Genomic DNA, 19786 nt, shown 5'->3' with positions numbered 1-19786 from the left:
AACGGCATGCCCCGATAGTATTTTTTTACGTTCACTGCGATCAGCGTAGCTGTTTGTAGCTGTACCGATTCCGCGCACACAGCATCCACACGAAACGGTCAAAATTCCGTGAAATATCAATTTGGATTCAGGTTTTCACGCGCGGGGCCGAAATCCTAACAGACAAGCCTTAATAGTGCTGCGGCGTTATTCGACTTGGGTCGCGTATGCCTGACCACCCAAACGTGGTTGGATGCTGGCGTTGATTTATTACAAGAAAAAGAAATCGGAGTGACAGCGTTATGAACAGCTTGCGCAGTGTGTCGATCAGCCGACGCTTGTGGCTCATTTTGATTGTGGCCGTGGTCATGTTGTTGACCTTGGGCGTGTTGATGCTCAAGCAGATCCACGATGACCTGTACCACGCCAAGGCGCAGAAAACCCAGCATGTGGTGCAGACCGCCAGCGGCCTGCTGACCTATTACCACGACCTGGAAACCGCCGGCACCCTGACCCGCGACGCCGCGCAGAAACAGGCGTTGACCGCCATTCGTGGCCTACGCTACGACCAGAGCGATTACTTTTGGATCAACGACCTCACCCCCGTGATGGTCATGCACCCGACCAACCCCAAACTCGAAGGCCAGAACCTCTCGGCGATCCGCGACCCAGACGGTTTCGCGGTGTTCAACGAGATGGTCGCGATCGCCAAAAGCAAAGGCGCGGGCATGGTCGATTACCGCTGGCCCAAGCCCGGTGAAAGCGAACCGGTGGCGAAAACCTCCTATGTAAAATTGTTCGAGCCGTGGGGCTGGGTGCTCGGTTCGGGCGTTTACGTCGATGATGTGCAGAGCGAGTTCCGGGGGCAGTTAATCAAGGCTTCGGTGATTGGTTTGGTGATCGCCGTGATCATGGCCTTGCTGGTGATTTTGATTGCCCGCAGCATCGTCCGTCCGTTGCAGGAAACCGTGAACGCCATGGCCAACATCGCCAGCGGCGAGAGCGACCTGACCCGCAGCCTCGACACCCACGGTCAGGACGAAGTCACGCAACTGGCGCATCACTTCAACGCCTTCACCGCCAAGTTGCGCCGGGTCATCGGTGACCTGCAGGTTTCGGCCAGTGCGCTGGGTCAGTCGTCCAGTGAACTGGGCAACGATGCGACTCAGGCCCAGCAGCGCAGCCAACAGCAATCGCAGCAGATGGAACTGGTGGCGACCGCGATCAACGAAGTGACCTACGGCGTGCAGGATGTGGCGAAGAACGCCGAACATGCTGCCGCTGAAATGCGCGATGCCGAAGCTCAGGCGCAGCAGGGCCAGATCAACATCGACGGCAGTCTGCAACAGATCGACAAGTTGTCCGGAACCATTGACCAAGCGGTCGAAGTGATTCGCACCCTGGCAGCCGAAAGTACGCAGATCGGCAGTGTGCTGGAGGTGATCCGCTCGATTGCCGAGCAAACCAACCTGCTGGCGCTCAACGCGGCCATCGAAGCGGCCCGCGCCGGGGAACAGGGCCGGGGCTTTGCGGTGGTGGCCGATGAAGTGCGGTTGCTGGCGCAGCGCACGCAAAAGTCGACCGCGGAAATTCAAAGCATGATCGAACGCCTGCAGAATCATTCCGAAGCAGCGGTGAAAGTCATTGGCGACAGCAGCAAGGCCTCGCAACTGACCATCGAACAGGCTGGCCTTGCCGGCGCCAGTCTCAACGCCATCGGCCAGGCACTGCGCAACCTCAACGGCCTGAACGCGTCGATTGCCAGCGCCACGTTGCAACAGGCGCATGTGGTCGAGGACATCAACCAGAACGTCACAAAGGCCGCCGGCCTGTCTCACAGCACAGCGCTGGCGGCGGAGCAGTCAAGTGCGGCGAGCGTGAAATTGGGGCAATTGAGTGAACAGCTGAACCAGCTTCTGCGCCAGTTCCGCGTCTGACCCCTCACCCTTGTGGGAGCGAGCCTGCTCGCGAAGGCTTAATGTCAGTCAACATCTGCGTTGCTGACATACCACTTTCGCGAGCAGGCTCGCTCCCACAGGGTTATTCGTCATTCAAGGATTTTGGGTACAATTGCGCCCCTTCTTGCACTCCCCCAAGGAACCCCCATGTCCGGGCTTGAACTGTTTGCCGCCGCCCTCGGTGTGATCGCCGTCTGGCTGACGGTCAAACAGAATCCGTGGTGCTGGCCGATCGGCCTGGTCATGGTGTTGCTGTACAGCTGGATTTTCTATGACGTGAAGCTGTACTCGGACATGTTGCTGCAAGTGATTTACGCCGCGCTGCAAGTCTACGGCTGGTGGCAATGGACCCGCGCCGGGACGATGCAAGACGGCCGTGAAGTCACGCGTCTGGATCGGCGCTCGATCCTGCTCGGTCTGAGCGTAGGCGCCCTCGGCAGTCTGCTGCTGGGTGCGGCCATGGCGCACTGGACCGACGCGGCGCAGCCGTGGCTCGATGCCGCGCTGACGGCGTTCAGCCTGGTTGCGCAATTGTGGATGGCGCAAAAACGTCTGCAATGCTGGGCGCTGTGGTTCGTGCTGGATGTGATTTTCGTCGGTCTGTTCCTGTACAAGGGTCTGTACCTCACCGCCGCGCTGTATGCCCTGTTCACCCTGATTGCTGTGCAGGGCTGGCGCGAATGGCGCGCCGATCCGGCGTTGCAGCGATGAAGGTGGTTGTCCTCACCGGCCCGGAATCCACCGGCAAGAGCTGGCTGGCCGCTGGCCTTCAGGCGCGCTTCGGCGGCCTGAGGGTGGACGAATACGTGCGCTGGTTCATCGAGCAGAATCCACGCGATACCTGCCTCAACGACATCCCCAACATCGCCCGTGGGCAGCTGCAATGGGAAGATCAGGCGCGGGCGCAGCAACCGCCATTGCTGATTCTCGATACCCATTTGCTGAGCAACATCCTCTGGAGCCAGACCCTGTTTGGCGACTGCCCGGCATGGCTGGAACCCGAGCTGCTGGCCCGGCATTACGACCTGCATCTGCTGTTGTCGCCGGAGCAGATCGACTGGACCGACGACGGCCAACGCTGCCAGCCGCAACTCAGCGAACGCATGGCGTTCTTTCAGGCCACGCGCGACTGGCTGGAACAACAACGGCAACCGCTGCAGATCATTCAGGGCGATTGGGATGAGCGGCGGTCTCAGGCTTTCGAAGCCGTGGCGCGTTTGATGGCTGATTGACCTGGCAAACAGCTCCTTTCGGAGCCCAAGTGTCCATTCCTGAAACACCCGACTCCGCGCAAAGCAGCCGTTTAAATGGCCTTCATCATTCTGAAAGGGCATCTGTTACGCCAGTGAAACAGTCCCGGGCAAACCCTTGTTCCAGAGCTTTGCACCGCCCCTGCCCCCGCCGCTGTCGACATGACTGTTTCAGCGCTGAAACAGGTTATGTATCAACGTTGCGTGCCTCAGCGCCAACCCGTTGAAAACAATAGACAACTCAAAAGCGGCACAGCTTTCGCTCTCTCCTTCCCAACGCTGACAAGAGCCAGCCCACTGAAGAAGGAATTGCCGCCGTGGGGAATATCAATAAAGGCCTGACCTGCCTTCTGCTGATTGGATCAGCCGCCAGCACATTCATCAGTTTCAACGTTCAGGCCGAAGGCAATGGCGTGATCGTTCTCAACCGCGACGTTCAGCCCATTCCTATCGGGCGCAGCGGTGGCAAAGACCCCTACCCAACCACGGTCAATGCCAACCCTTCGGCTCGCATCAATCAGGCGATGACCAGCACCGAGCTCAATGACGGTGAATTTGCCAGTGTAGCCAGTGGCGCTTCGATTCGCGGCAATATCACCACGCCCACCGCCAACATGCCTGGCATGAACACCCTGACCAATCCCAACGGCCTGCCCGGCATGGGCGGCGGTCACGGCGGTGGCGCGGGCGGCTCGATCTCCAACACCGTCAACCGTGCGATGAGTTCAGGTCTTGCTCCGCTGACCCGCATGGCCGGAGGGCAATGAGATGAATCGTTCTCTTCTTTTACTTGCCCTTTTCGGCTGCGTCCAGGCGCTGGCCGCCCCCGACTCGGTCAATAACGCGAACATTCAGGACACCGGCGTCCAGTACCGCGGCAACTACAACGTCAACCAGGCTGCTGGCGACCAGATGCAACAAACCAATACCAAAGCCATCGCCATTGGTACCTCGGCCAGTGCTACCACCAACGTCCGGCAGCACATCGATACACCGGCCAACCCTTCAACGAACGCCAGCGCCACCATTGGCGGCAACTCTTTCAGTAATGGCAACGGAATCCTGGGCGTGAACCAGGGCGCCGGGGCCAACAACCAGATGGCCAACGTGACGCGCGTCAGCATCAGTGCTGCCCCGCAAAGCGTTGACGACAGCGCCCTGTCGCAACAGAACGTGGCGCTTTTACCGAGCTCAGGAGCAACTGGCACCTCACCCGGCAGTCGCCAGGTCACGACAAGTGATCAGGCCTTCACCGGCAGCCGAGGGGTGATTCAGGTGAACCAGAGTGCCGGGGTGGGGAACCGTATGGCTAACACCCTGAGCATCCGGGTCGCTGACTGACCCAAACAACAAAAGCAGTGCAATTAGAAAGTACCAACACTTAACCAACTAATAAGCACGATGGAGAAACACCATGAAACCTACAATGGCTCTCAAACCACTGGTTTTCGCACTTGCAGCAGTAATGGCAATGGCGGCTCAGGCAGGCGGCAATGATCATGGTAACGGGCACGGCAATGGCCATGGCAACCATGAACCCAAAGGCCCTACCCTGGAACAACTTCTGCAAATCGGAGCCGGCGCCGGGGCTGCCGTACTCGACACGCAGAACAGCGATGGCAACCTGGTGGGTAACCAAGGCACCAAAAACGATGCCAACGTCAATAACTCGGCTAATGGCACCAACGGCAACGTCGGCATGAACAACACCGCCGGCGATGGCAACCAGCAAGACAACGCTGCTGCACTGGCGACTGCCGACGAAAGCTTTATCTTCGGCAGCGCGGTATCTGTCTCCAGCGCCACTCAGGTCAACAACAACAACGCGGTTGCCAACTACTCGACAACCAACAACGCCAACCTCAACAACGTGGGTAACGGCGGTTCCGGCAACATTGGCGTGAACAACAGTGCCGGCAACTTCAACCAACAGAAAAACAACCTGGCTATTGCTGTATCGGGTGGTCGTGTAGCTAACGCTGCTGCTGCTGCGAACCAAAGCTCCACTGGCCTGACTGTGTCCAATAACGGCACTCAAACCTACAAAAAAGATACCCTCACCGGCACCGTGGCCGCCGTCGGCGCGTTCGCTGCCGTTGGCAAGGCTACCATCGAAGGTGATAAAGGCCACGGCGGTGGCGGCTATGGCGACAACGATCGCGGCCATGGCGGTAACGGCGGCAGCAAAGATCAGAAAGCCACCTTCGAAGCTGTCGGTGTCTTCGGCCTGGCTGGCGTCACCACTCAACAAGTGCTGACCCCTGATGGCTGGAAAAACCCTGTGACCAACAACGCGAACATCTCGAACGTTGGTAACAACTTCTCCGGTAACGCTGGTTACAACAACGCCGCCGGTGTTGGCAACCAACAAAGCAACTCGCTGTCCATCGCTGCAGGTTGCAAAGCCTGCATGTAATCGCGATCGAAACGAAAGCCCCGGAAACGGGGCTTTTCCTCAGTCCGCAAAGGCGTATCGATCATGCGTAAGACTGCCTTTATCGCCCTGCTTTGCCTGTCCGGCCTGACCCAGGCTGCCCAGATGCCCGTCGCTGCCCTGCCCGGCGGCGTACTCGTCTACAAGAACGTGCAAAGCATTCGTGAACGCAAGTTTGCCGACATCGTCGAACAAAAAACCGATTTCAGCTGCGGCGCCGCCGCACTGGCCACGGTACTGCGCCAAGCTTATTGGCTCGACGTCGATGAAGAGCACATCATCAAAGGCATGCTGGTCAACGCTGACCAGGACCTTGTGCGTACTCAAGGTTTCTCCATGCTGGACATGAAACGCTACATAGAAAGCATCGGCATGCGCGCCAGGGGCTACAAGATTCCACCGGATAAACTCGACGACGTAACCATCCCGGTGGTGGTACTGATGGAAATTCGCGGCTACAAGCATTTCGTGGTGCTGCAGCGTTCGGACAAGGATTGGGTTTATATCGGAGATCCCGTCTTAGGCCATAAACGCTACGCCCATGATGACTTTGTCAAAGGTTGGAACGGCATCGTCTTCGCCATCGTCGGCCCCGGTTATGACAAAACCAATGCATTGCGCATGCCGCCGACCCCGCTGACCGCGAAGAACAAGCTGGATAACTTCAACCCTGTCAGAGATGCCGAATTGATGGACTTCGGGTTCATACAGAGCGACTTCTTTTAATCGCCGATTATAAAGAATGGGGCTGGATGTCCCGGGAGCAGCAGATGAAAACCTCATACTGGCTGGCCGCCGCCTGCCTGGCAGCGAGCGCGTCAGGCTATGCCAATGCAGGATTCAAACCCATCGAAGTTCAGGATCAGGAGCTGTCCCAGCTTCGTGGTCGTTACGTCATGCCGGGGCGGATCATCAGCTTCGGCATTGTCATGAGCAGTACCTGGCGCAACGCCAGCGGTGATCTGATCGGCGCTGCGACGTCGATGCAAATCCAGGCCGCCACGATCAAACCGGAATTCTATGTCTCGACCATCAAGGAACAGGGCAACGGCAGCACCCCGACTCCGGGCACTGGCAATGTCATTGGTGGCGCGGCACTCAACAGCAGCCAGGGCGTGACCCAAAGCGTACGCGCCGCCGGCGACGGCAACACCGCCAGCAACAACGTGGCCATCAACGTAAAAGAAGCCAATACCCCTCCTCCGCTGGCACCCGCACAAGGCCAGGCGCTGATGGCCGGGCAGACTATCGGGGCCAGCAATGCCGCCGGCAGTGTCGCCGTTTCGGCCACCAACAGTGGCGTGCAAATGGCCATTCAGGCCTCGGGCAATCAAGGCACCGCCCTGCAACAAGTGGCCCAGGGTGGCCTGCTGCAGAACACCCGCCTGCTGGGCAGCGCCAACGTGGTCAACAACATGACCCAACTCAATGTTGTGCTTAACAATAACGGCATCAGCCCCGGCGCACTGGACTGCAACCTGACTCAACTCAGGGCACTACGCAATATCGGATATTGAACTACGCTGAGTCTCGATCATTGGGCTTAAAGGGACGGCTTATTCATGTATCGATCAGTATCACTGCGTGCCGCTGTATGTCTGAGTACTCTTCTACCTGCGGCGATGCTGCAAGCAGCACCCGACGCAGATGTGGAGACCCTGAAACAGGAACTTCTGGAGCTGAAGCAACGATACGAAGTACAACAAAAGGCCCTGGCGGTGCTCGAACAACGGGTCCGTCAGGTCGAGGACCAACCGGCAGCCCCGCAACCCAAACGCCTGGCCAAGTCGCCGTCTGACATGAAAGGCAATCCAAAAGTCGCTACCAGTACCGGAGCGCCTGGTACCGGTGCCGCAGCAGCGTCGGGGGGCGCGGCCGGGGGCAGTGGCGCTTCTTACGGCCAGTCGCTGGCCGATGATTCGCAACCGGCACAGAGCGTGTCCAACCTCTACGACGAGGCCAGCGGCTTCTTCGGCGGCGGTAAATTCAGCTTTGAAACCGGTGTGACCTACTCGCGTTACGACACCCGGCAACTGATCCTCAACGGCTTCCTCGCGCTGGACTCGATCTTTCTGGGCAACATCAACCTCGACCGGATCAAGGCCGACACCTGGACGCTGGACCTGACCGGGCGCTACAACTTCGACAACCGTTGGCAGTTCGACGTGAACGTGCCGGTGGTTTACCGCGAATCGACCTACCAGTCCGGCGGCGGCAACGGTGGTGCATCAAACGTCACGACGGAACAGGATGTTTCGCGCGACCCGACCCTCGGCGACGTCAACTTCGGTATTGCCTACAAGTTCCTCGACGAGTCGGTCAACACCCCGGACGCCGTGGTCACCCTGCGGGTCAAGGCGCCAACCGGCAAGGATCCGTTCGGCATCAAACTGCGCCAGACCGACGCCAACTCCAACCTGTTCGTGCCTGACACGCTGCCAACCGGTAACGGTGTCTGGTCGATCACACCCGGGGTTTCGCTGGTCAAGACGTTCGACCCGGCGGTGCTGTTCGGCAGCCTCTCCTACACCCACAACCTGGAGGAGTCGTTCGACGACATCAGTTCGACCGTCAACCAGAAAAACCCGGGCAAGGTAAAGATTGGCGACAGCTTCCAGATCGGCGCCGGTATTGCGTTCGCTCTGAACGAAAAGATGAGTATGTCGTTCTCGGTGTCTGACCTGGTGCAGCGCAAGAGCAAGCTGAAACAGGATGGCGGTGATTGGCAATCGGTGGTGTCCAGTGACGCCAACGCCGGTTACTTCAACGTCGGCATGACCATTGCCGCCACGGATAACCTGACCATCGTGCCCAACCTGTCGATCGGCATGACCGACGATGCCCCGGACTTCTCCTTCAGCCTGAAATTCCCGTACTACTTCTAAAGCACAAGATCGCAGCCTGCGGCAGCTCCTACAGAGGTAATCCCTGTAGAAGCTGCCGCAGGCTGCGATCTTTTCAGCTTTGGTCTCTAGCGAATCTGATGCTTGTGCAGCAGGCGATAAAACGTCGGCCGCGACACGCCCAGCACCTTCGCCGCCACACTGAGGTTGTCGCTGTGGCGGTTCAATACATCGCACAGCGCCTGGCGTTCAGCGCGCGTCTTGTAGTCTTCCAGCGTACCCATCGGCGTCGAAATCGTGTGCTGGCTGAGCAATCCCAGATCCCGGGCTTCGATCTGTCGGCCTTCCGCCAGAACCAAACCCCGTCGCACGCGGTTGGCCAGTTCTCGAACGTTGCCTGGCCAGTCGTGCTTGCCCATGGCGATCAACGCATCCTCACTGAAGCTGCGCGGGCGGCGGCCGGTTTCGTGGCTGTAAAAATGCGAGAAATGGTTGGCCAGCATCGACAGATCACCGTGGCGCTCGCGCAATGGCGCAGTTATCACTTGCAGCACATTGAGGCGGTAATACAGGTCTTCGCGAAAACGCTTTTTCTCGATCGCCGCCTCGAGGTCGACGTGGGTGGCCGCCAGCACGCGAACATCCACCGGGATCGGCTGGCTGCCACCGACGCGTTCGATGTGTTTCTCCTGCAGAAAACGCAGCAGATTGGCCTGCAATTCCAGCGGCAGATCGCCGATTTCATCGAGAAACAGCGTGCCGCCATTGGCGGCCTCAATGCGCCCGACCTTGCGCTGATGCGCACCGGTGAAAGCGCCTTTTTCGTGACCGAACAGTTCGGATTGAATCAAGTGTTCGGGAATCGCCCCGCAATTGATCGCCACAAACGGCTTGCTGTGGCGCTGGGACTGGCGGTGCAGCGTGCGCGCCACCAGTTCTTTACCGGTGCCGCTTTCACCGCGGATCAGTACCGGGGATTCGGTCGGCGCCAGTTTGCTCAATAATTTGCGCAGTTCGCGGATCGGCTTGCTGTCGCCGAGCAGCTCATGTTCCGGCTGGTCGACGTGAATCGTGCCTTGCCCGCGCAAACGCGCCATGCCGAACGCGCGGCCCAGGGTCACCTGAACCCGTGAGACATCGAACGGCAAGGTGTGGAAATCGAAAAACCATTCGCAGACGAAGTCACCGACGTTCTGCAACCGCAGGACTTCCTGGTTCAACACCGCGATCCACTCGGTGCCGCTACGGCTGATCAGTTCCTTGACCGCTTCGGGACGTTCAAGGTGAAAAGGTTGCAGTCGCAGCAGCCCGACATCGCATGTCCGATCGGCGGCATTTTCCAGGCTACAACTGTCGACATCCCATCCCACCGAGCGCAAACCAGGTAATAACCGGTGACAGTCGTCGCACGGGTCGACCACCAATAAACGTCGTAACGCAGGCGCTTCGATCATGACTGTTCCTTGGCGCCAAATTTAAGGAAATTATTGTAAAAACAGTCATTTGGCAGACCCGACTGTAACATTAGCAAGAAATTGACAGGGCCTTGTATCGATTGCTTATAGGTGTACAAGCTAACGAGTTATAAGAAGCAAGTTTATTAGTCAGCTATCGAGTTGCTATCTTTCACCAGGCTTTCAAAAACGTTCGGAATGTTGAGCCTGAGCAATTAAGTTGAAATTTCTCTGTTTCGTGTGTGACCTGCCACGGGGTTGCGTGCATCAGTACAAGTAACCAGCCGAACGGTAAGCCCAACCGACGGCACATCACTTGATTGGGCACGACAGAGAGAAGACCCCAATGACCGCCCCGCTCCGTATCAACGAAGCTCTTTTGATTGCCAACCACGCGTTCAAACCCTTTCAGTGCGTGGCCTGGGCCCCACAAGACGGCAATGGCGAACTGAACCTGACCGTCATCGACCGTACCAACTCGCACATCGGTCGCCAGCAGATTCCAAGCAGCGCCTACTCCGATCCGGCGCAACTGGAACTGCTGTTGCAACAGGCCCGCGCCGAATTGAGCAAAGAAGGTTACCTGCTGCAATCGTGGTCGATGCCACATTGATCAGAGGCTAATGCGGATGACTTTCACGTCATCCGCTCTGTTCTTTGTTAGTTATCCGCTGCTGTTTATCTTCAATGCTTCTGTACAACTTTCTTCAAGCTGCCAGGCGCCACTGCTTGGCAGGCTTTCGTTTGGTTCAAAAAGACACTGTTATGGCACAGTGCGACCCTCCACCTGTTAGTTCTGTCAGTTGAACTTGCGTGTATTCAGGGATTGAATGTTCCGCTCATGCAGTTACCGCCCATTCGGGCCTGGTCAACTTGCAAGGAGAGGCATGCATGTCACCCGAGAACGCCTTTGCGCGCCCGGCACTACTCAACAGTTCCGGGCAACTCGACAAACAATTTGCCAGCACTGGCGTTGCCCAGGTGTATTTCGCCGGCAGTGTTTCCAGCATGACCCAGGGTATTGCGCTGGATCGACAGGGGCGCGTGCTGGTCGCCGCCAAAGTCGGCACTGCGCAAGGCAGTCGGTTTGGTCTGGCACGCCTCTTCGCAGACGGTTCGGCCGACCTCGCTTTCGGCCAGCAAGGCAGCGTGATTGGCGAGTTCGAATGCGGTTTTGAGGCCACCGGTGGCAAGGTTCAGGTGTTGCCCGACGGACGAATCCTGCTGGCCGGGCTGCATTATCAAAACACCCATCGCACCCTGCCTGCGCTGGCCCTGTTCAGCGCTGACGGAACCCCCGACCCGGACTTTGGTAAAAATGGCTGCAAAGTGGTGCGCCTGCCCGGCGACCTGTCCGTCGGCTCCCGCGATTGCTGGCTGCCACCCGGCGTACCGGGGGCTGAAGCCTGTGACATCGCCGTGCAGGATGACGGGCATATTCTGCTGATCGCCAATCACCACTTCGAACTCGCCGACCATGCCGGAATGCTGATCCGCCTGACGCCAGACGGGACGCTCGATGCAAGCTTCAATGGGCGCGGTTTCGTGATGATTCGACATTTGCTGCTCAACACGTGGCTCAGCAGCCTCGTATTGCAGAAGGACGGGCGGATCCTTGTCGCCGGCTCAATTGATTTTCCCCAAGAGGGGCTGGTGGCGCGCTACCTGCCTGACGGGCGTCTTGATGAGCGCTTCGCGGTGGATGGCTTCCTGGCTTTCAAAGCCAACGGCAAAAGCGCGATGGTCTCTCAGGTCATCGAGTCAAAGGACCATCTGCACTGTTTTGGCAGCAGTCGCGATCCGATCCGCTGCCTGGCGCTGAGCCTGCACCCTAATGGCCGCCCGGACTGGCGCAACGACACTGGGCACCCGCATCTGCTGGAAATCGGCCCCAGTGGTTGTCAGTGGAGCGCCGCGCAACGCATGGCGGATGGTCGGATCATGGCGGTGGGTGCAACGATCGGCGGCGTCGAGGCCGACTTCATCGTTGCTCGCTATAAAGCTGATGGTCATCTCGACCGAAGCTTCGGCAACGGCCACGGCTGGTTGCGCACACGCCTGGGCCGCAGCCTGGATACCGCCAATTCTCTCGCGATCCAGCCAGACCGGAAAATTCTTGTCGGCGGCTACTCGCTCGACGGCAACTACCGCGCCATGGTCGCGCGCTATCTGAATCAATAACTCTCCAGACTTGAACTTGCCAGGCACTTGCGGCAACTTGCGCGCTTCTTAATACAAGGAGCAACCGATGTCCGGCTCACTGGCCCAGGCGTTCGCGCATAATTTTCTCGGGCACTCGCCCCGCTGGTACAAGGCGTGCATCGTAGGGTTCCTGATCCTCAACGCCGTGGTGCTGTTCACTGTCGGCCCGGTCGCCGCCGGCTGGCTGCTGGTGATCGAATTCATTTTCACCCTGGCCATGGCGCTCAAGTGCTATCCGCTGATGCCCGGTGGCTTGTTGCTGATCGAAGCCCTGCTGCTGAAGATGACCTCACCACAGGCCCTGTACGATGAACTGGTGCACAACTTCCCGGTGATCCTGCTGCTGATGTTCATGGTCGCGGGCATCTACTTCATGAAGGATCTGCTGCTGTTTCTGTTCTCACGGTTGCTGCTGGGCGTGCGCTCCAAGGCGCTGCTGGCGCTGATGTTCTGCTTTCTCTCAGCTTTTTTGTCGGCGTTTCTCGATGCCTTGACCGTAACCGCGGTGATCATCAGCGCGGCGGTCGGCTTCTATTCGGTCTACCACCGCGTGGCCTCGGGCAATGATCCGCGTCAGGACAGCGAATTCAGCGACGACCGCCATCTGCCGGCCCTGCACCATGAAGACCTGGAGCAATTCCGCGCATTCCTGCGCAGCCTGCTGATGCACGGCGCGGTCGGCACCGCACTCGGTGGGGTCTGCACCCTGGTGGGTGAGCCGCAGAACCTGCTGATCGGTCATGAAATGGGCTGGCACTTCGCAGAGTTTTTCCAGAAAGTCGCGCCGGTTTCGTTGCCGGTGCTGGCGGCGGGTCTGGTGACCTGCGTGCTGCTGGAAAAACTGCGCTGGTTTGGCTACGGCACCCTGCTGCCGGACAACGTCCGCGCCGTGCTGGCCAATTACGCCGCCGAAGACAACGCCGAACGCACCCCGCGTCAGCGTGCCGCCCTGCTGGTGCAAGGCGCTGCCGCATTGATCCTGATTGGCTGCCTGGCGTTTCACGTCGCGGAGGTCGGGCTGATCGGCCTGATGGTGATCGTGCTGATCACCGCGTTCACCGGCATCACCGACGAGCATCGTCTGGGCAGCGCGTTCAAGGACGCCATGCCGTTCACCGCATTGCTGGTGGTGTTCTTTGCCGTGGTCGCGGTGATTCACGATCAGCAACTGTTCGCGCCGTTGATCCAGTGGGTGCTGGCGCTGCCGGCGGAACAACAGCCGGGCATGCTGTTCATCGCCAACGGCCTGCTCTCGGCGATCAGCGATAACGTGTTCGTCGCCACGATCTACATCACCGAAGTGAAACAGGCTTTCCTGTCCGGGCACATGAGCCGCGAGCATTTCGAGACCCTGGCGATCGCGATCAACACCGGTACCAATCTGCCAAGCGTGGCGACACCTAATGGCCAAGCGGCGTTCCTGTTCCTGCTGACCTCGGCGATTGCACCGCTGGTGCGCCTGTCGTACGGGCGGATGGTGTGGATGGCGCTGCCGTACACCGTAGTGATGGGCCTGCTGGGCTGGTACGCCGTCAGCTACTGGCTGTAATTACGCCGAATAAACTGTAGGAGTGAGCCTGCTCGCGATAGCGGTGTGTCAGCCCAAGAAATGGTGACTGATACATTGCAATCGCGAACAGGCTCACTCCTACATTTGTTTTTGGGGTGAGTTCAGCGACCGAGGATGTACTTCTCGATCGCCTGCGCCACGCCGTCGTCGGTGTTTGGCGCGGTGACCACGTCAGCCTGGCGCTTCACCGCCTCTTCCGCCTGCCCCATGGCAATCGACAATCCCGCGCAATGGAACATCGCCGGGTCGTTGCCGCCATCGCCAATCGCGGCGGTCTGCGCCAGCGGGATATCGAGGTGCGCGGCAATGGTTGCCAGTGCGGTGCCCTTGTTGGCCTCCAGCGCCGTCACGTCCAGGTACACCGGTTGCGAACGCGAAACCTGAGCCATGCCGCTGACCTTGGCTAACAGGCGCGCCTCAAGCTCGATCAGCAGATCGGTGTTGTTACTGGTGGCGACGATCTTGTCGATGCGCTCCAGGTACGGCTCGAAACTCTCGACCACCACCGGCGGATAACCGAGGCCGTGCTGCTCGCGCGGCACCATCGGCCCGTGCGGATCCTTGAGCAACCAGTCGCCACCGCTGAACACCCAGATCTCCACATCCGGTTGGTCAGCGAACAACGCCAGAGCAATCAGCGCGGTCGGCACCGGCAGGTAATGCGCCACCAACAGACTGCCATCCGGATTGACGATGGTGCCGCCATTGAAGGCGGCGGTCGGCAGATCGACACCCAAGGCTTCGATCTGCTGCAACATGGCTTTGGGTGGGCGCCCGGTGGCCAGGCTGAACAACACGCCGGCCTCGCGCAGCGAACGAACGGCGTCGATGGTGCGCTGGCTCAGGCTGTGATCGGGCAGCAACAGCGTGCCGTCCATGTCACTCAGTAAAAAGCGGATCGACTCACTCATCCCAGACCATGCCAGACGCGACCGTCGCGAGTCAGCAGATCATTGGCGGCTTGCGGGCCGTCTTCCCCGGCAGCGTAAGTCTGCACGCTCGCATCCTGTTGCCAGGCATCGAGGAAGGGCTGCACCGCGCGCCAGCCGTTCTCGATATTATCGGCGCGCTGGAACAGCGTCTGGTCGCCGGTCAGGCAGTCGTAGATCAGCGTTTCGTAGCCAGTGGACGGCTGCATTTCGAAGAAATCCTTGTAGGCAAAACCCAGCTCGATGTTGGCCATGTTCAACGCCGGCCCCGGCCGTTTGGCCAGCAGGTCGAACCACATGCCTTCGTTAGGCTGGATCTGAATACGCAGATAGGTCGGCTGCAACTCGTCGACCTCGGTATCCCGGAACTGCGCATAGGGCGCCGGTTTGAAGCAGATGACGATTTCGGTGTCGCGCACGCTCATGCGCTTGCCGGTACGCAGGTAGAACGGCACGCCGACCCAGCGCCAGTTGTCGATCATGACTTTCAGCGCGACGTAGGTTTCGGTGTTGCTGTCAGGCGCCACGTTGGCTTCCTGGCGATAGCCATTCAACGCTTTGCCATCGACCTCGCCGGCGCGGTACTGACCGCGTACCGAGTTGGCTCGCGCCTCCTCAACGCTCCATGGACGGATCGCGCCGACCACTTTGGCCTTCTCGCCGCGCACGGCGTCAGCGCCGAACGCGGCCGGCGGTTCCATGGCGACCATCGCCAGCAACTGGAACAGGTGATTGGGCACCATGTCACGCAGCGCACCGGTGTGCTCGTAAAAACTGCCACGGGTTTCGACGCCGACGGTTTCCGCCGCGGTGATTTGCACGTGGTCGATGTAATGGTTGTTCCAGAAGGCCTCGAACAGGCTGTTGGAGAACCGGCTGACCAGAATGTTCTGCACGGTTTCCTTGCCCAGGTAATGGTCGATCCGATAGATCTGTTTCTCCGACATGACCTTGAGCAGACAGGCGTTCAACGCTTCGGCGGTTTGCAGATCGGAGCCGAACGGCTTTTCGATCACCACCCTTCTGAACGCTTCCGGGGTTTCCTCCAGCAGTTTGGCCGAGCCGAGTCGGCGTACCACTTCACTGAAAAAACGTGGCGCGGTGGCCAGGTAGAACACCGCATTGCCAGTGCCGCTGTCGGCAATTTTTGCCGCCAGCGCGGAATAAGTGCTGTCGTCCAGGAAGTCGCCCTGGACGTAGCTGATGCCTTTGGCGAGCTTGGCCCACAAGGCCGGATCAAGCATCTGATCGCCCTTGCCAACTTTCGCCGCCACTTCGTTACGGATGAAGTCTTCGAGTTTTTGCGCGAAGGCTTCATCGGTAATGGCGTTGTGATCAACGCCGACGATCCGCAGATTTTCGTCAAGCAAGCCGTCGCGACTGAGGTTGTACAGCGCCGGCATCAGCAAGCGCTTGACCAGGTCGCCGTGGGCACCGAACAGAAACAGCGTGGTCGGTGGTGCGGGTTCTGCCTTGGATTTTCTGCGGATCGTATGGGTCATTTCTTCGGTGTCTCCACGTGGCCGCCGAAGCCGAAGCGCTGGGCCGAGAGAATCTTGTCGCCAAAAGTGCCCTGACCGCGCGAGCGGTAGCGCGAGAACAGCGAGTTGGACAGCACCGGAACCGGCACCGCCTGCTCCATGGCCGCTTCGATGGTCCATTGACCTTCGCCGCTGTCAGCCACCGAACCGGAGAAGCCGTCGAGTTTCGGATCGCTGGCCAGTGCGTCGGCGGTCAGGTCGAGCAGCCAGGACGAGACCACGCTGCCACGACGCCAGACTTCGGCGATGTCGGCCACGTTCAGGTCGAAACGCTGATCTTCCGGCAGACGCTCGCTGGACTTGGTCTTGAGGATGTCGAAGCCTTCGGCGAACGCGGCCATCATGCCGTACTCGATGCCGTTGTGAATCATCTTCACGAAGTGCCCGGCACCGGCAGGACCGGCGTGAATGTAGCCGTGCTCGGCGCGGTGATCCTCGGATTTGCGATCCTTGGTGCGCGGAATGTTGCCCATACCCGGCGCCAGCGCTGCGAACAGTGGGTCCAGACGGTTCACGGTCTCGGCGTCGCCGCCGATCATCATGCAGTAGCCGCGCTCCAGGCCCCAGACGCCGCCGGAGGTACCGACGTCGATGTAGTGCAGGCCCTTCTCGGCCAGGGTTTTCGCCCGGCGAATGTCATCCTTATAGTTGGTGTTGCCGCCGTCGATGATGGTGTCACCGGCTTCCAGCAAGTCGCTCAGAGTGTTGATGGTGTCTTCGGTCGGCGCGCCGGCCGGCAGCATGACCCATACGGCACGTGGCTTGGCCAGGCCTGCCACCAGAGCGGGCAGGTCGGCAACGCCGGTGGAGCCCTCGGCGACCAGGTTATCGATGAAAGCGGTATTGCGGTCGTAAACAACGGTGGTGTGACCGTTGAGCATCAGACGTCGCGCAATATTGCCGCCCATGCGGCCCAGTCCAATAATCCCGAGTTGCATGTGCTGATGCTCCTTACTACAAATAAATGTGTGTCATTGGTTATAGCCCAACGCGACTGATGGAGGTTAGTCCAGAGCGTTGCGATGAAGTTTCCGGGCATTGTGCCCGATCCAGACTGATAACGCCCCGAATCCTGCCGAAGACACACCGACCATGAAAAATAAAAAAGTTCCATTCGCGGGCAAAAGAAATCAAAATTGGCGCCGATAGCAAGTCAGTAGCCCCGACGCGGGGACGATTTGCAGTTGAGACACGCCATTTGCGAGGTGAGCAATGGGCACAGTACACACAGCAATGCCGCCACAAACCCTGTACGTCACGATCCGTCGCGATGAATTGCGTCAGTTGAAAGACGAGCGCGACCAGTTGAAGCAGGAGCTGGCGCAGCTGCGCTCGCTGACCCAGGGCGCTCAGCCCAAACCTCTGCCGGTGGTCCAGCGCCATCCGCACGCCTGACCTGCCCCGCCAGCTTCGGGAGCGGCGCCTGTCGTTCCCGACATGATGCTCCCCTCCCCCTGATCGGCAACTAACGAAGTTTTCACACTGCCTTGGTGATACTCCGGCCCATTCTGGCCGTGCGTTTGCGCGCGGCTTCCGTTCGTCGGTTTGATGTAGCGCTCCGACGGTGGTTAGTGACGATGAGCTGGAGTGCTGAATGGCATTGTTCAAACGCAGCAAAACGACTGCGACAGGTTTCGACTGGGCCGGGGTTCTCTGGCTGTTCGCTTTCTTCTGGTATTTCTCGGGCATCACCCAACTATTGATTCAGCTGACCGGCACCTCCGGCTTCAGCGGTTTCCGTCAGGCCTTCGTGATGAGCGCGCTGTGGCTCGCCCCGATGCTGGCGTTTCCCAAACGCACCAAACTGCTGGCCGCGCTGATCGGTATCGTCCTGTGGGCCTGCTCGATGGCCAGCCTGGGTTATTTCTTCATTTATCAGCAGGAGTTCTCGCAAAGCGTCATCTTCATCATGTTCGAGTCGAACATCTCTGAAGCCGGCGAATACATGACCCAGTACTTCGCCTGGTGGATGATCCCGGCATTCCTCGCCCATACCGCTTTCGCCTACTTCCTGTGGACCCGCCTGCGCCCGGTGTACATGCCCCGAGGCCGCGCGTTCGTGGCTGCGATCGCGATCGTCTTCGCCGTAGTCGGCTACCCGCTGATCAAACAGACCCAGCGTACCGGCAGTTTCGCCGGCGGTTTCGAGAAGTTCGAAGACCGCATCGAGCCAGCCGTGCCTTGGCAGATGGTGGTGGCTTACCACCGTTACCTCGACACCCTGGCCGGCATGCAAGACATGCTGCACAGCGCGAGCAAGGTTCCGCCGCTGCATAACCTGAAAGTTGCCGACGCCGATAAACCGTCGACCCTGGTGCTGGTGATCGGCGAGTCGACCAACCGTCAGCGCATGAGCCTGTACGGTTATGGACGCAACACCACCCCGGAACTGGACAAGCTCAAGGATCAGCTCGCGGTATTCGACAACGTCATCACCCCGCGCCCTTACACCATTGAAGCGCTGCAGCAGGTCCTGACCTTCGCCGACGAAGAGAACCCTGATCTGTACCTGTCCACGCCGTCGCTGGTCAGCATGATGAAACAGGCCGGTTACAAGACCTTCTGGATCACCAACCAGCAGACCATGACCAAACGCAACACCATGCTCACGACCTTCTCCGAGCAGGCCGACGAGCAGGTGTACCTGAATAACAACCGCAACCAGAACGCCGCGCAGTACGACGGTGACGTGATCGAGCCGTTCAACAAGGCGCTGACCGACCCGGCGCAGCGTAAGCTGATCGTCGTGCACTTGCTCGGCACTCACATGAGCTACCAGTACCGCTATCCGCCGACCTTCGACAAGTTCCAGGACCGTACCGGCGTGCCGGCCGGCGTACGTGACGATCAGGTGCCGACCTACAACAGCTACGACAACGCCGTGCTGTACAACGATTTCGTGGTGTCGAGCCTGATCAAGGACTACGCCAAGTCCGATCCGAACGGCTTCTTGCTGTACCTCTCCGACCACGGTGAAGACGTGTTCGACTCCGCCGGCCACAACACCCTCGGCCGTAACGAGAACAAACCGACCGCGCCGATGTACACCATTCCGTTCATGGCCTGGGCGTCGCCGAAATGGCGCGAGAACCACGACTGGAACTTCGCCGCCGACCTCGGCCGGCCGTACAGCAGCTCGCACCTGATCCACACCTGGGCGGACATGGCCGGTTTGAGTTTCGATGAACTGGACCGCAGCAAGAGTCTGGTCAGCGACAGCTTCAAACCACGTCCGCTGATGATCGGCAATCCGTACGAGCGCGAGCAGCGCGCCTTGATCGACTTCAGTCTGATGAAGCCGAAAAAGGTTGACCCTGCCGCAGCGAATGTCGTGCAGCAGTAACCGCCTGGAAGGCGCCGGTTTCGAGAGATCGCAATCGGAGTAACGCATAAAGAAAAAGCTCCGTATCGCAAGATACGGAGCTTTTTTCGTTTTAGGCGGTCAGGTAGCCCGCTTTATGGGGCTCTACTGTACCGCCTGAGGGAAATCGGAGCAGCCAGCATGCTCGCACGTACCCTCCTCCCTGAAAGAGCAGCCAGCGCGCTCAGAGGGCGTCAGTCAATCGCGCCGCCGGACTCAAGGGTTTTTCCAGCACAAAAACAAACGCCCCGAACAGGTCGGGGCG

18 protein-coding genes are annotated in these 19786 nt (G+C 59.3%); 14 read left to right on the top strand and 4 right to left on the bottom strand.

Features of this window, described 5'->3' with window-relative positions; all coding sequences use genetic code 11:
- The first annotated feature begins 281 nt into the window (after nt 1-281).
- The 9 genes from CRO59_RS10945 (at nt 282) to CRO59_RS10905 (ending at nt 8506) form a co-directional block, all read left to right on the top strand.
- Nucleotides 282-1916 carry a methyl-accepting chemotaxis protein gene (locus tag CRO59_RS10945; RefSeq protein ID WP_097087357.1) on the top strand — a complete coding sequence of 545 codons (1635 nt, stop codon included), beginning with the start codon at nt 282-284 and terminating at the stop codon, nt 1914-1916.
- Between the two features lie 168 nt (nt 1917-2084).
- Entirely contained in the window at nt 2085-2648 is a 564-nt protein-coding gene (gene pnuC / locus CRO59_RS10940) for a nicotinamide riboside transporter PnuC (RefSeq protein ID WP_097087355.1), read from the top strand.
- Nucleotides 2645-3169: an AAA family ATPase gene (locus CRO59_RS10935; RefSeq protein ID WP_097087353.1), complete on the top strand. Its 525-nt coding sequence runs from the start codon at nt 2645-2647 to the stop codon at nt 3167-3169. The genes pnuC and CRO59_RS10935 overlap by 4 nt, the downstream gene beginning before the upstream one ends.
- Nucleotides 3170-3504: 335 nt before the next feature.
- A complete protein-coding gene (locus tag CRO59_RS10930) occupies nt 3505-3954 on the top strand; it encodes a hypothetical protein (protein WP_027612703.1) in 450 nt (149 codons plus the stop codon).
- 1 nt (nt 3955) lies between these two features.
- Nucleotides 3956-4528, top strand: a complete 573-nt coding sequence (locus CRO59_RS10925; RefSeq protein ID WP_027612702.1) for a hypothetical protein — start codon at nt 3956-3958, stop codon at nt 4526-4528.
- A 73-nt stretch (nt 4529-4601) separates the two neighbouring features.
- On the top strand, nt 4602-5603 hold the full coding sequence (locus CRO59_RS10920) for a hypothetical protein (RefSeq protein ID WP_007964628.1): 1002 nt from the start codon (nt 4602-4604) through the stop codon (nt 5601-5603).
- A 63-nt stretch (nt 5604-5666) separates the two neighbouring features.
- Nucleotides 5667-6347: a C39 family peptidase gene (locus CRO59_RS10915; protein WP_027612701.1), complete on the top strand. Its 681-nt coding sequence runs from the start codon at nt 5667-5669 to the stop codon at nt 6345-6347.
- Nucleotides 6348-6391: 44 nt separating this feature from the next.
- Nucleotides 6392-7138 carry a hypothetical protein gene (locus CRO59_RS10910; RefSeq protein ID WP_027612700.1) on the top strand — a complete coding sequence of 249 codons (747 nt, stop codon included), beginning with the start codon at nt 6392-6394 and terminating at the stop codon, nt 7136-7138.
- 45 nt (nt 7139-7183) lie between these two features.
- The gene (locus CRO59_RS10905; protein WP_096796550.1) at nt 7184-8506 is read left to right on the top strand and encodes a transporter; all 1323 of its coding nucleotides are present in this window, start codon (nt 7184-7186) and stop codon (nt 8504-8506) included.
- Between the two features lie 86 nt (nt 8507-8592).
- On the opposite strand, the gene CRO59_RS10900 is transcribed toward CRO59_RS10905, so the two are convergent.
- Entirely contained in the window at nt 8593-9918 is a 1326-nt protein-coding gene (locus tag CRO59_RS10900; RefSeq protein WP_097087351.1) for a sigma-54 dependent transcriptional regulator, read from the bottom strand.
- A gap of 346 nt (nt 9919-10264) precedes the next feature.
- Between CRO59_RS10900 and CRO59_RS10895 the strand changes: the two genes are divergently transcribed.
- The 3 genes from CRO59_RS10895 to nhaB all read left to right on the top strand — a co-directional run bounded on the left by CRO59_RS10895 (nt 10265) and on the right by nhaB (nt 13669).
- Nucleotides 10265-10531, top strand: a complete 267-nt coding sequence (locus CRO59_RS10895) for a hypothetical protein (protein ID WP_003225374.1) — start codon at nt 10265-10267, stop codon at nt 10529-10531.
- A 278-nt stretch (nt 10532-10809) separates the two neighbouring features.
- Nucleotides 10810-12099 (top strand): hypothetical protein, encoded by a 1290-nt coding sequence (locus tag CRO59_RS10890; RefSeq protein WP_097087349.1) that lies wholly within the window; start codon nt 10810-10812, stop codon nt 12097-12099.
- 67 nt (nt 12100-12166) lie between these two features.
- Nucleotides 12167-13669 carry a sodium/proton antiporter NhaB gene (nhaB, locus tag CRO59_RS10885; RefSeq protein ID WP_096796548.1) on the top strand — a complete coding sequence of 501 codons (1503 nt, stop codon included), beginning with the start codon at nt 12167-12169 and terminating at the stop codon, nt 13667-13669.
- A 122-nt stretch (nt 13670-13791) separates the two neighbouring features.
- Here nhaB and CRO59_RS10880 read toward each other — a convergent pair whose 3' ends face one another.
- From CRO59_RS10880 to gnd, 3 genes are read right to left on the bottom strand one after another with little or no spacing between them, the layout of a single operon-like run.
- Nucleotides 13792-14601 (bottom strand): HAD family hydrolase, encoded by an 810-nt coding sequence (locus CRO59_RS10880; RefSeq protein WP_096796547.1) that lies wholly within the window; start codon nt 14599-14601, stop codon nt 13792-13794.
- The gene (gene zwf, locus CRO59_RS10875) at nt 14598-16121 is read right to left on the bottom strand and encodes a glucose-6-phosphate dehydrogenase (protein ID WP_097087347.1); all 1524 of its coding nucleotides are present in this window, start codon (nt 16119-16121) and stop codon (nt 14598-14600) included. The genes CRO59_RS10880 and zwf overlap by 4 nt, the downstream gene beginning before the upstream one ends.
- Entirely contained in the window at nt 16118-17098 is a 981-nt protein-coding gene (gene gnd, locus CRO59_RS10870; protein WP_007964647.1) for a phosphogluconate dehydrogenase (NAD(+)-dependent, decarboxylating), read from the bottom strand. The genes zwf and gnd overlap by 4 nt, the downstream gene beginning before the upstream one ends.
- A gap of 274 nt (nt 17099-17372) precedes the next feature.
- Here gnd and CRO59_RS10865 point away from each other — a divergent pair, with 274 nt between their 5' ends.
- Entirely contained in the window at nt 17373-17555 is a 183-nt protein-coding gene (locus tag CRO59_RS10865; protein ID WP_007964649.1) for a DUF6026 family protein, read from the top strand.
- Nucleotides 17556-17754: 199 nt separating this feature from the next.
- Complete coding sequence (locus CRO59_RS10860; protein ID WP_097087345.1) at nt 17755-19503, top strand: phosphoethanolamine transferase CptA; 1749 nt, start codon at nt 17755-17757, stop codon at nt 19501-19503.
- Nucleotides 19504-19786: the final 283 nt, after the last annotated feature.

It is taken from the genome of Pseudomonas sp. LAMO17WK12:I5, assembly GCF_900215165.1.
Classification (GTDB): Bacteria; Pseudomonadota; Gammaproteobacteria; order Pseudomonadales; family Pseudomonadaceae; genus Aquipseudomonas; species Aquipseudomonas putida_A.
Note: the sequence above shows the minus strand (reverse complement) of the source record. Positions and strands in the feature narration are given on the sequence as shown.

What these genes read in the sequence shown, in the direction of transcription:
- CRO59_RS10945 (WP_097087357.1), top strand. Translation starts at nt 282, where the DNA reads ATGAACAGCTTGCGCAGTGTGTCGATCAGCCGACGCTTGTGGCTCATT.
- pnuC (WP_097087355.1), top strand. Translation starts at nt 2,085, where the DNA reads ATGTCCGGGCTTGAACTGTTTGCCGCCGCCCTCGGTGTGATCGCCGTC.
- CRO59_RS10935 (WP_097087353.1), top strand. Translation starts at nt 2,645, where the DNA reads ATGAAGGTGGTTGTCCTCACCGGCCCGGAATCCACCGGCAAGAGCTGG.
- CRO59_RS10925 (WP_027612702.1), top strand. Translation starts at nt 3,956, where the DNA reads ATGAATCGTTCTCTTCTTTTACTTGCCCTTTTCGGCTGCGTCCAGGCG.
- CRO59_RS10920 (WP_007964628.1), top strand. Translation starts at nt 4,602, where the DNA reads ATGAAACCTACAATGGCTCTCAAACCACTGGTTTTCGCACTTGCAGCA.
- CRO59_RS10915 (WP_027612701.1), top strand. Translation starts at nt 5,667, where the DNA reads ATGCGTAAGACTGCCTTTATCGCCCTGCTTTGCCTGTCCGGCCTGACC.
- CRO59_RS10910 (WP_027612700.1), top strand. Translation starts at nt 6,392, where the DNA reads ATGAAAACCTCATACTGGCTGGCCGCCGCCTGCCTGGCAGCGAGCGCG.
- CRO59_RS10905 (WP_096796550.1), top strand. Translation starts at nt 7,184, where the DNA reads ATGTATCGATCAGTATCACTGCGTGCCGCTGTATGTCTGAGTACTCTT.
- CRO59_RS10900 (WP_097087351.1), bottom strand. Translation starts at nt 9,918, where the DNA reads ATGATCGAAGCGCCTGCGTTACGACGTTTATTGGTGGTCGACCCGTGC.
- CRO59_RS10895 (WP_003225374.1), top strand. Translation starts at nt 10,265, where the DNA reads ATGACCGCCCCGCTCCGTATCAACGAAGCTCTTTTGATTGCCAACCAC.
- CRO59_RS10890 (WP_097087349.1), top strand. Translation starts at nt 10,810, where the DNA reads ATGTCACCCGAGAACGCCTTTGCGCGCCCGGCACTACTCAACAGTTCC.
- nhaB (WP_096796548.1), top strand. Translation starts at nt 12,167, where the DNA reads ATGTCCGGCTCACTGGCCCAGGCGTTCGCGCATAATTTTCTCGGGCAC.
- CRO59_RS10880 (WP_096796547.1), bottom strand. Translation starts at nt 14,601, where the DNA reads ATGAGTGAGTCGATCCGCTTTTTACTGAGTGACATGGACGGCACGCTG.
- zwf (WP_097087347.1), bottom strand. Translation starts at nt 16,121, where the DNA reads ATGACCCATACGATCCGCAGAAAATCCAAGGCAGAACCCGCACCACCG.
- gnd (WP_007964647.1), bottom strand. Translation starts at nt 17,098, where the DNA reads ATGCAACTCGGGATTATTGGACTGGGCCGCATGGGCGGCAATATTGCG.
- CRO59_RS10865 (WP_007964649.1), top strand. Translation starts at nt 17,373, where the DNA reads ATGGGCACAGTACACACAGCAATGCCGCCACAAACCCTGTACGTCACG.
- CRO59_RS10860 (WP_097087345.1), top strand. Translation starts at nt 17,755, where the DNA reads ATGGCATTGTTCAAACGCAGCAAAACGACTGCGACAGGTTTCGACTGG.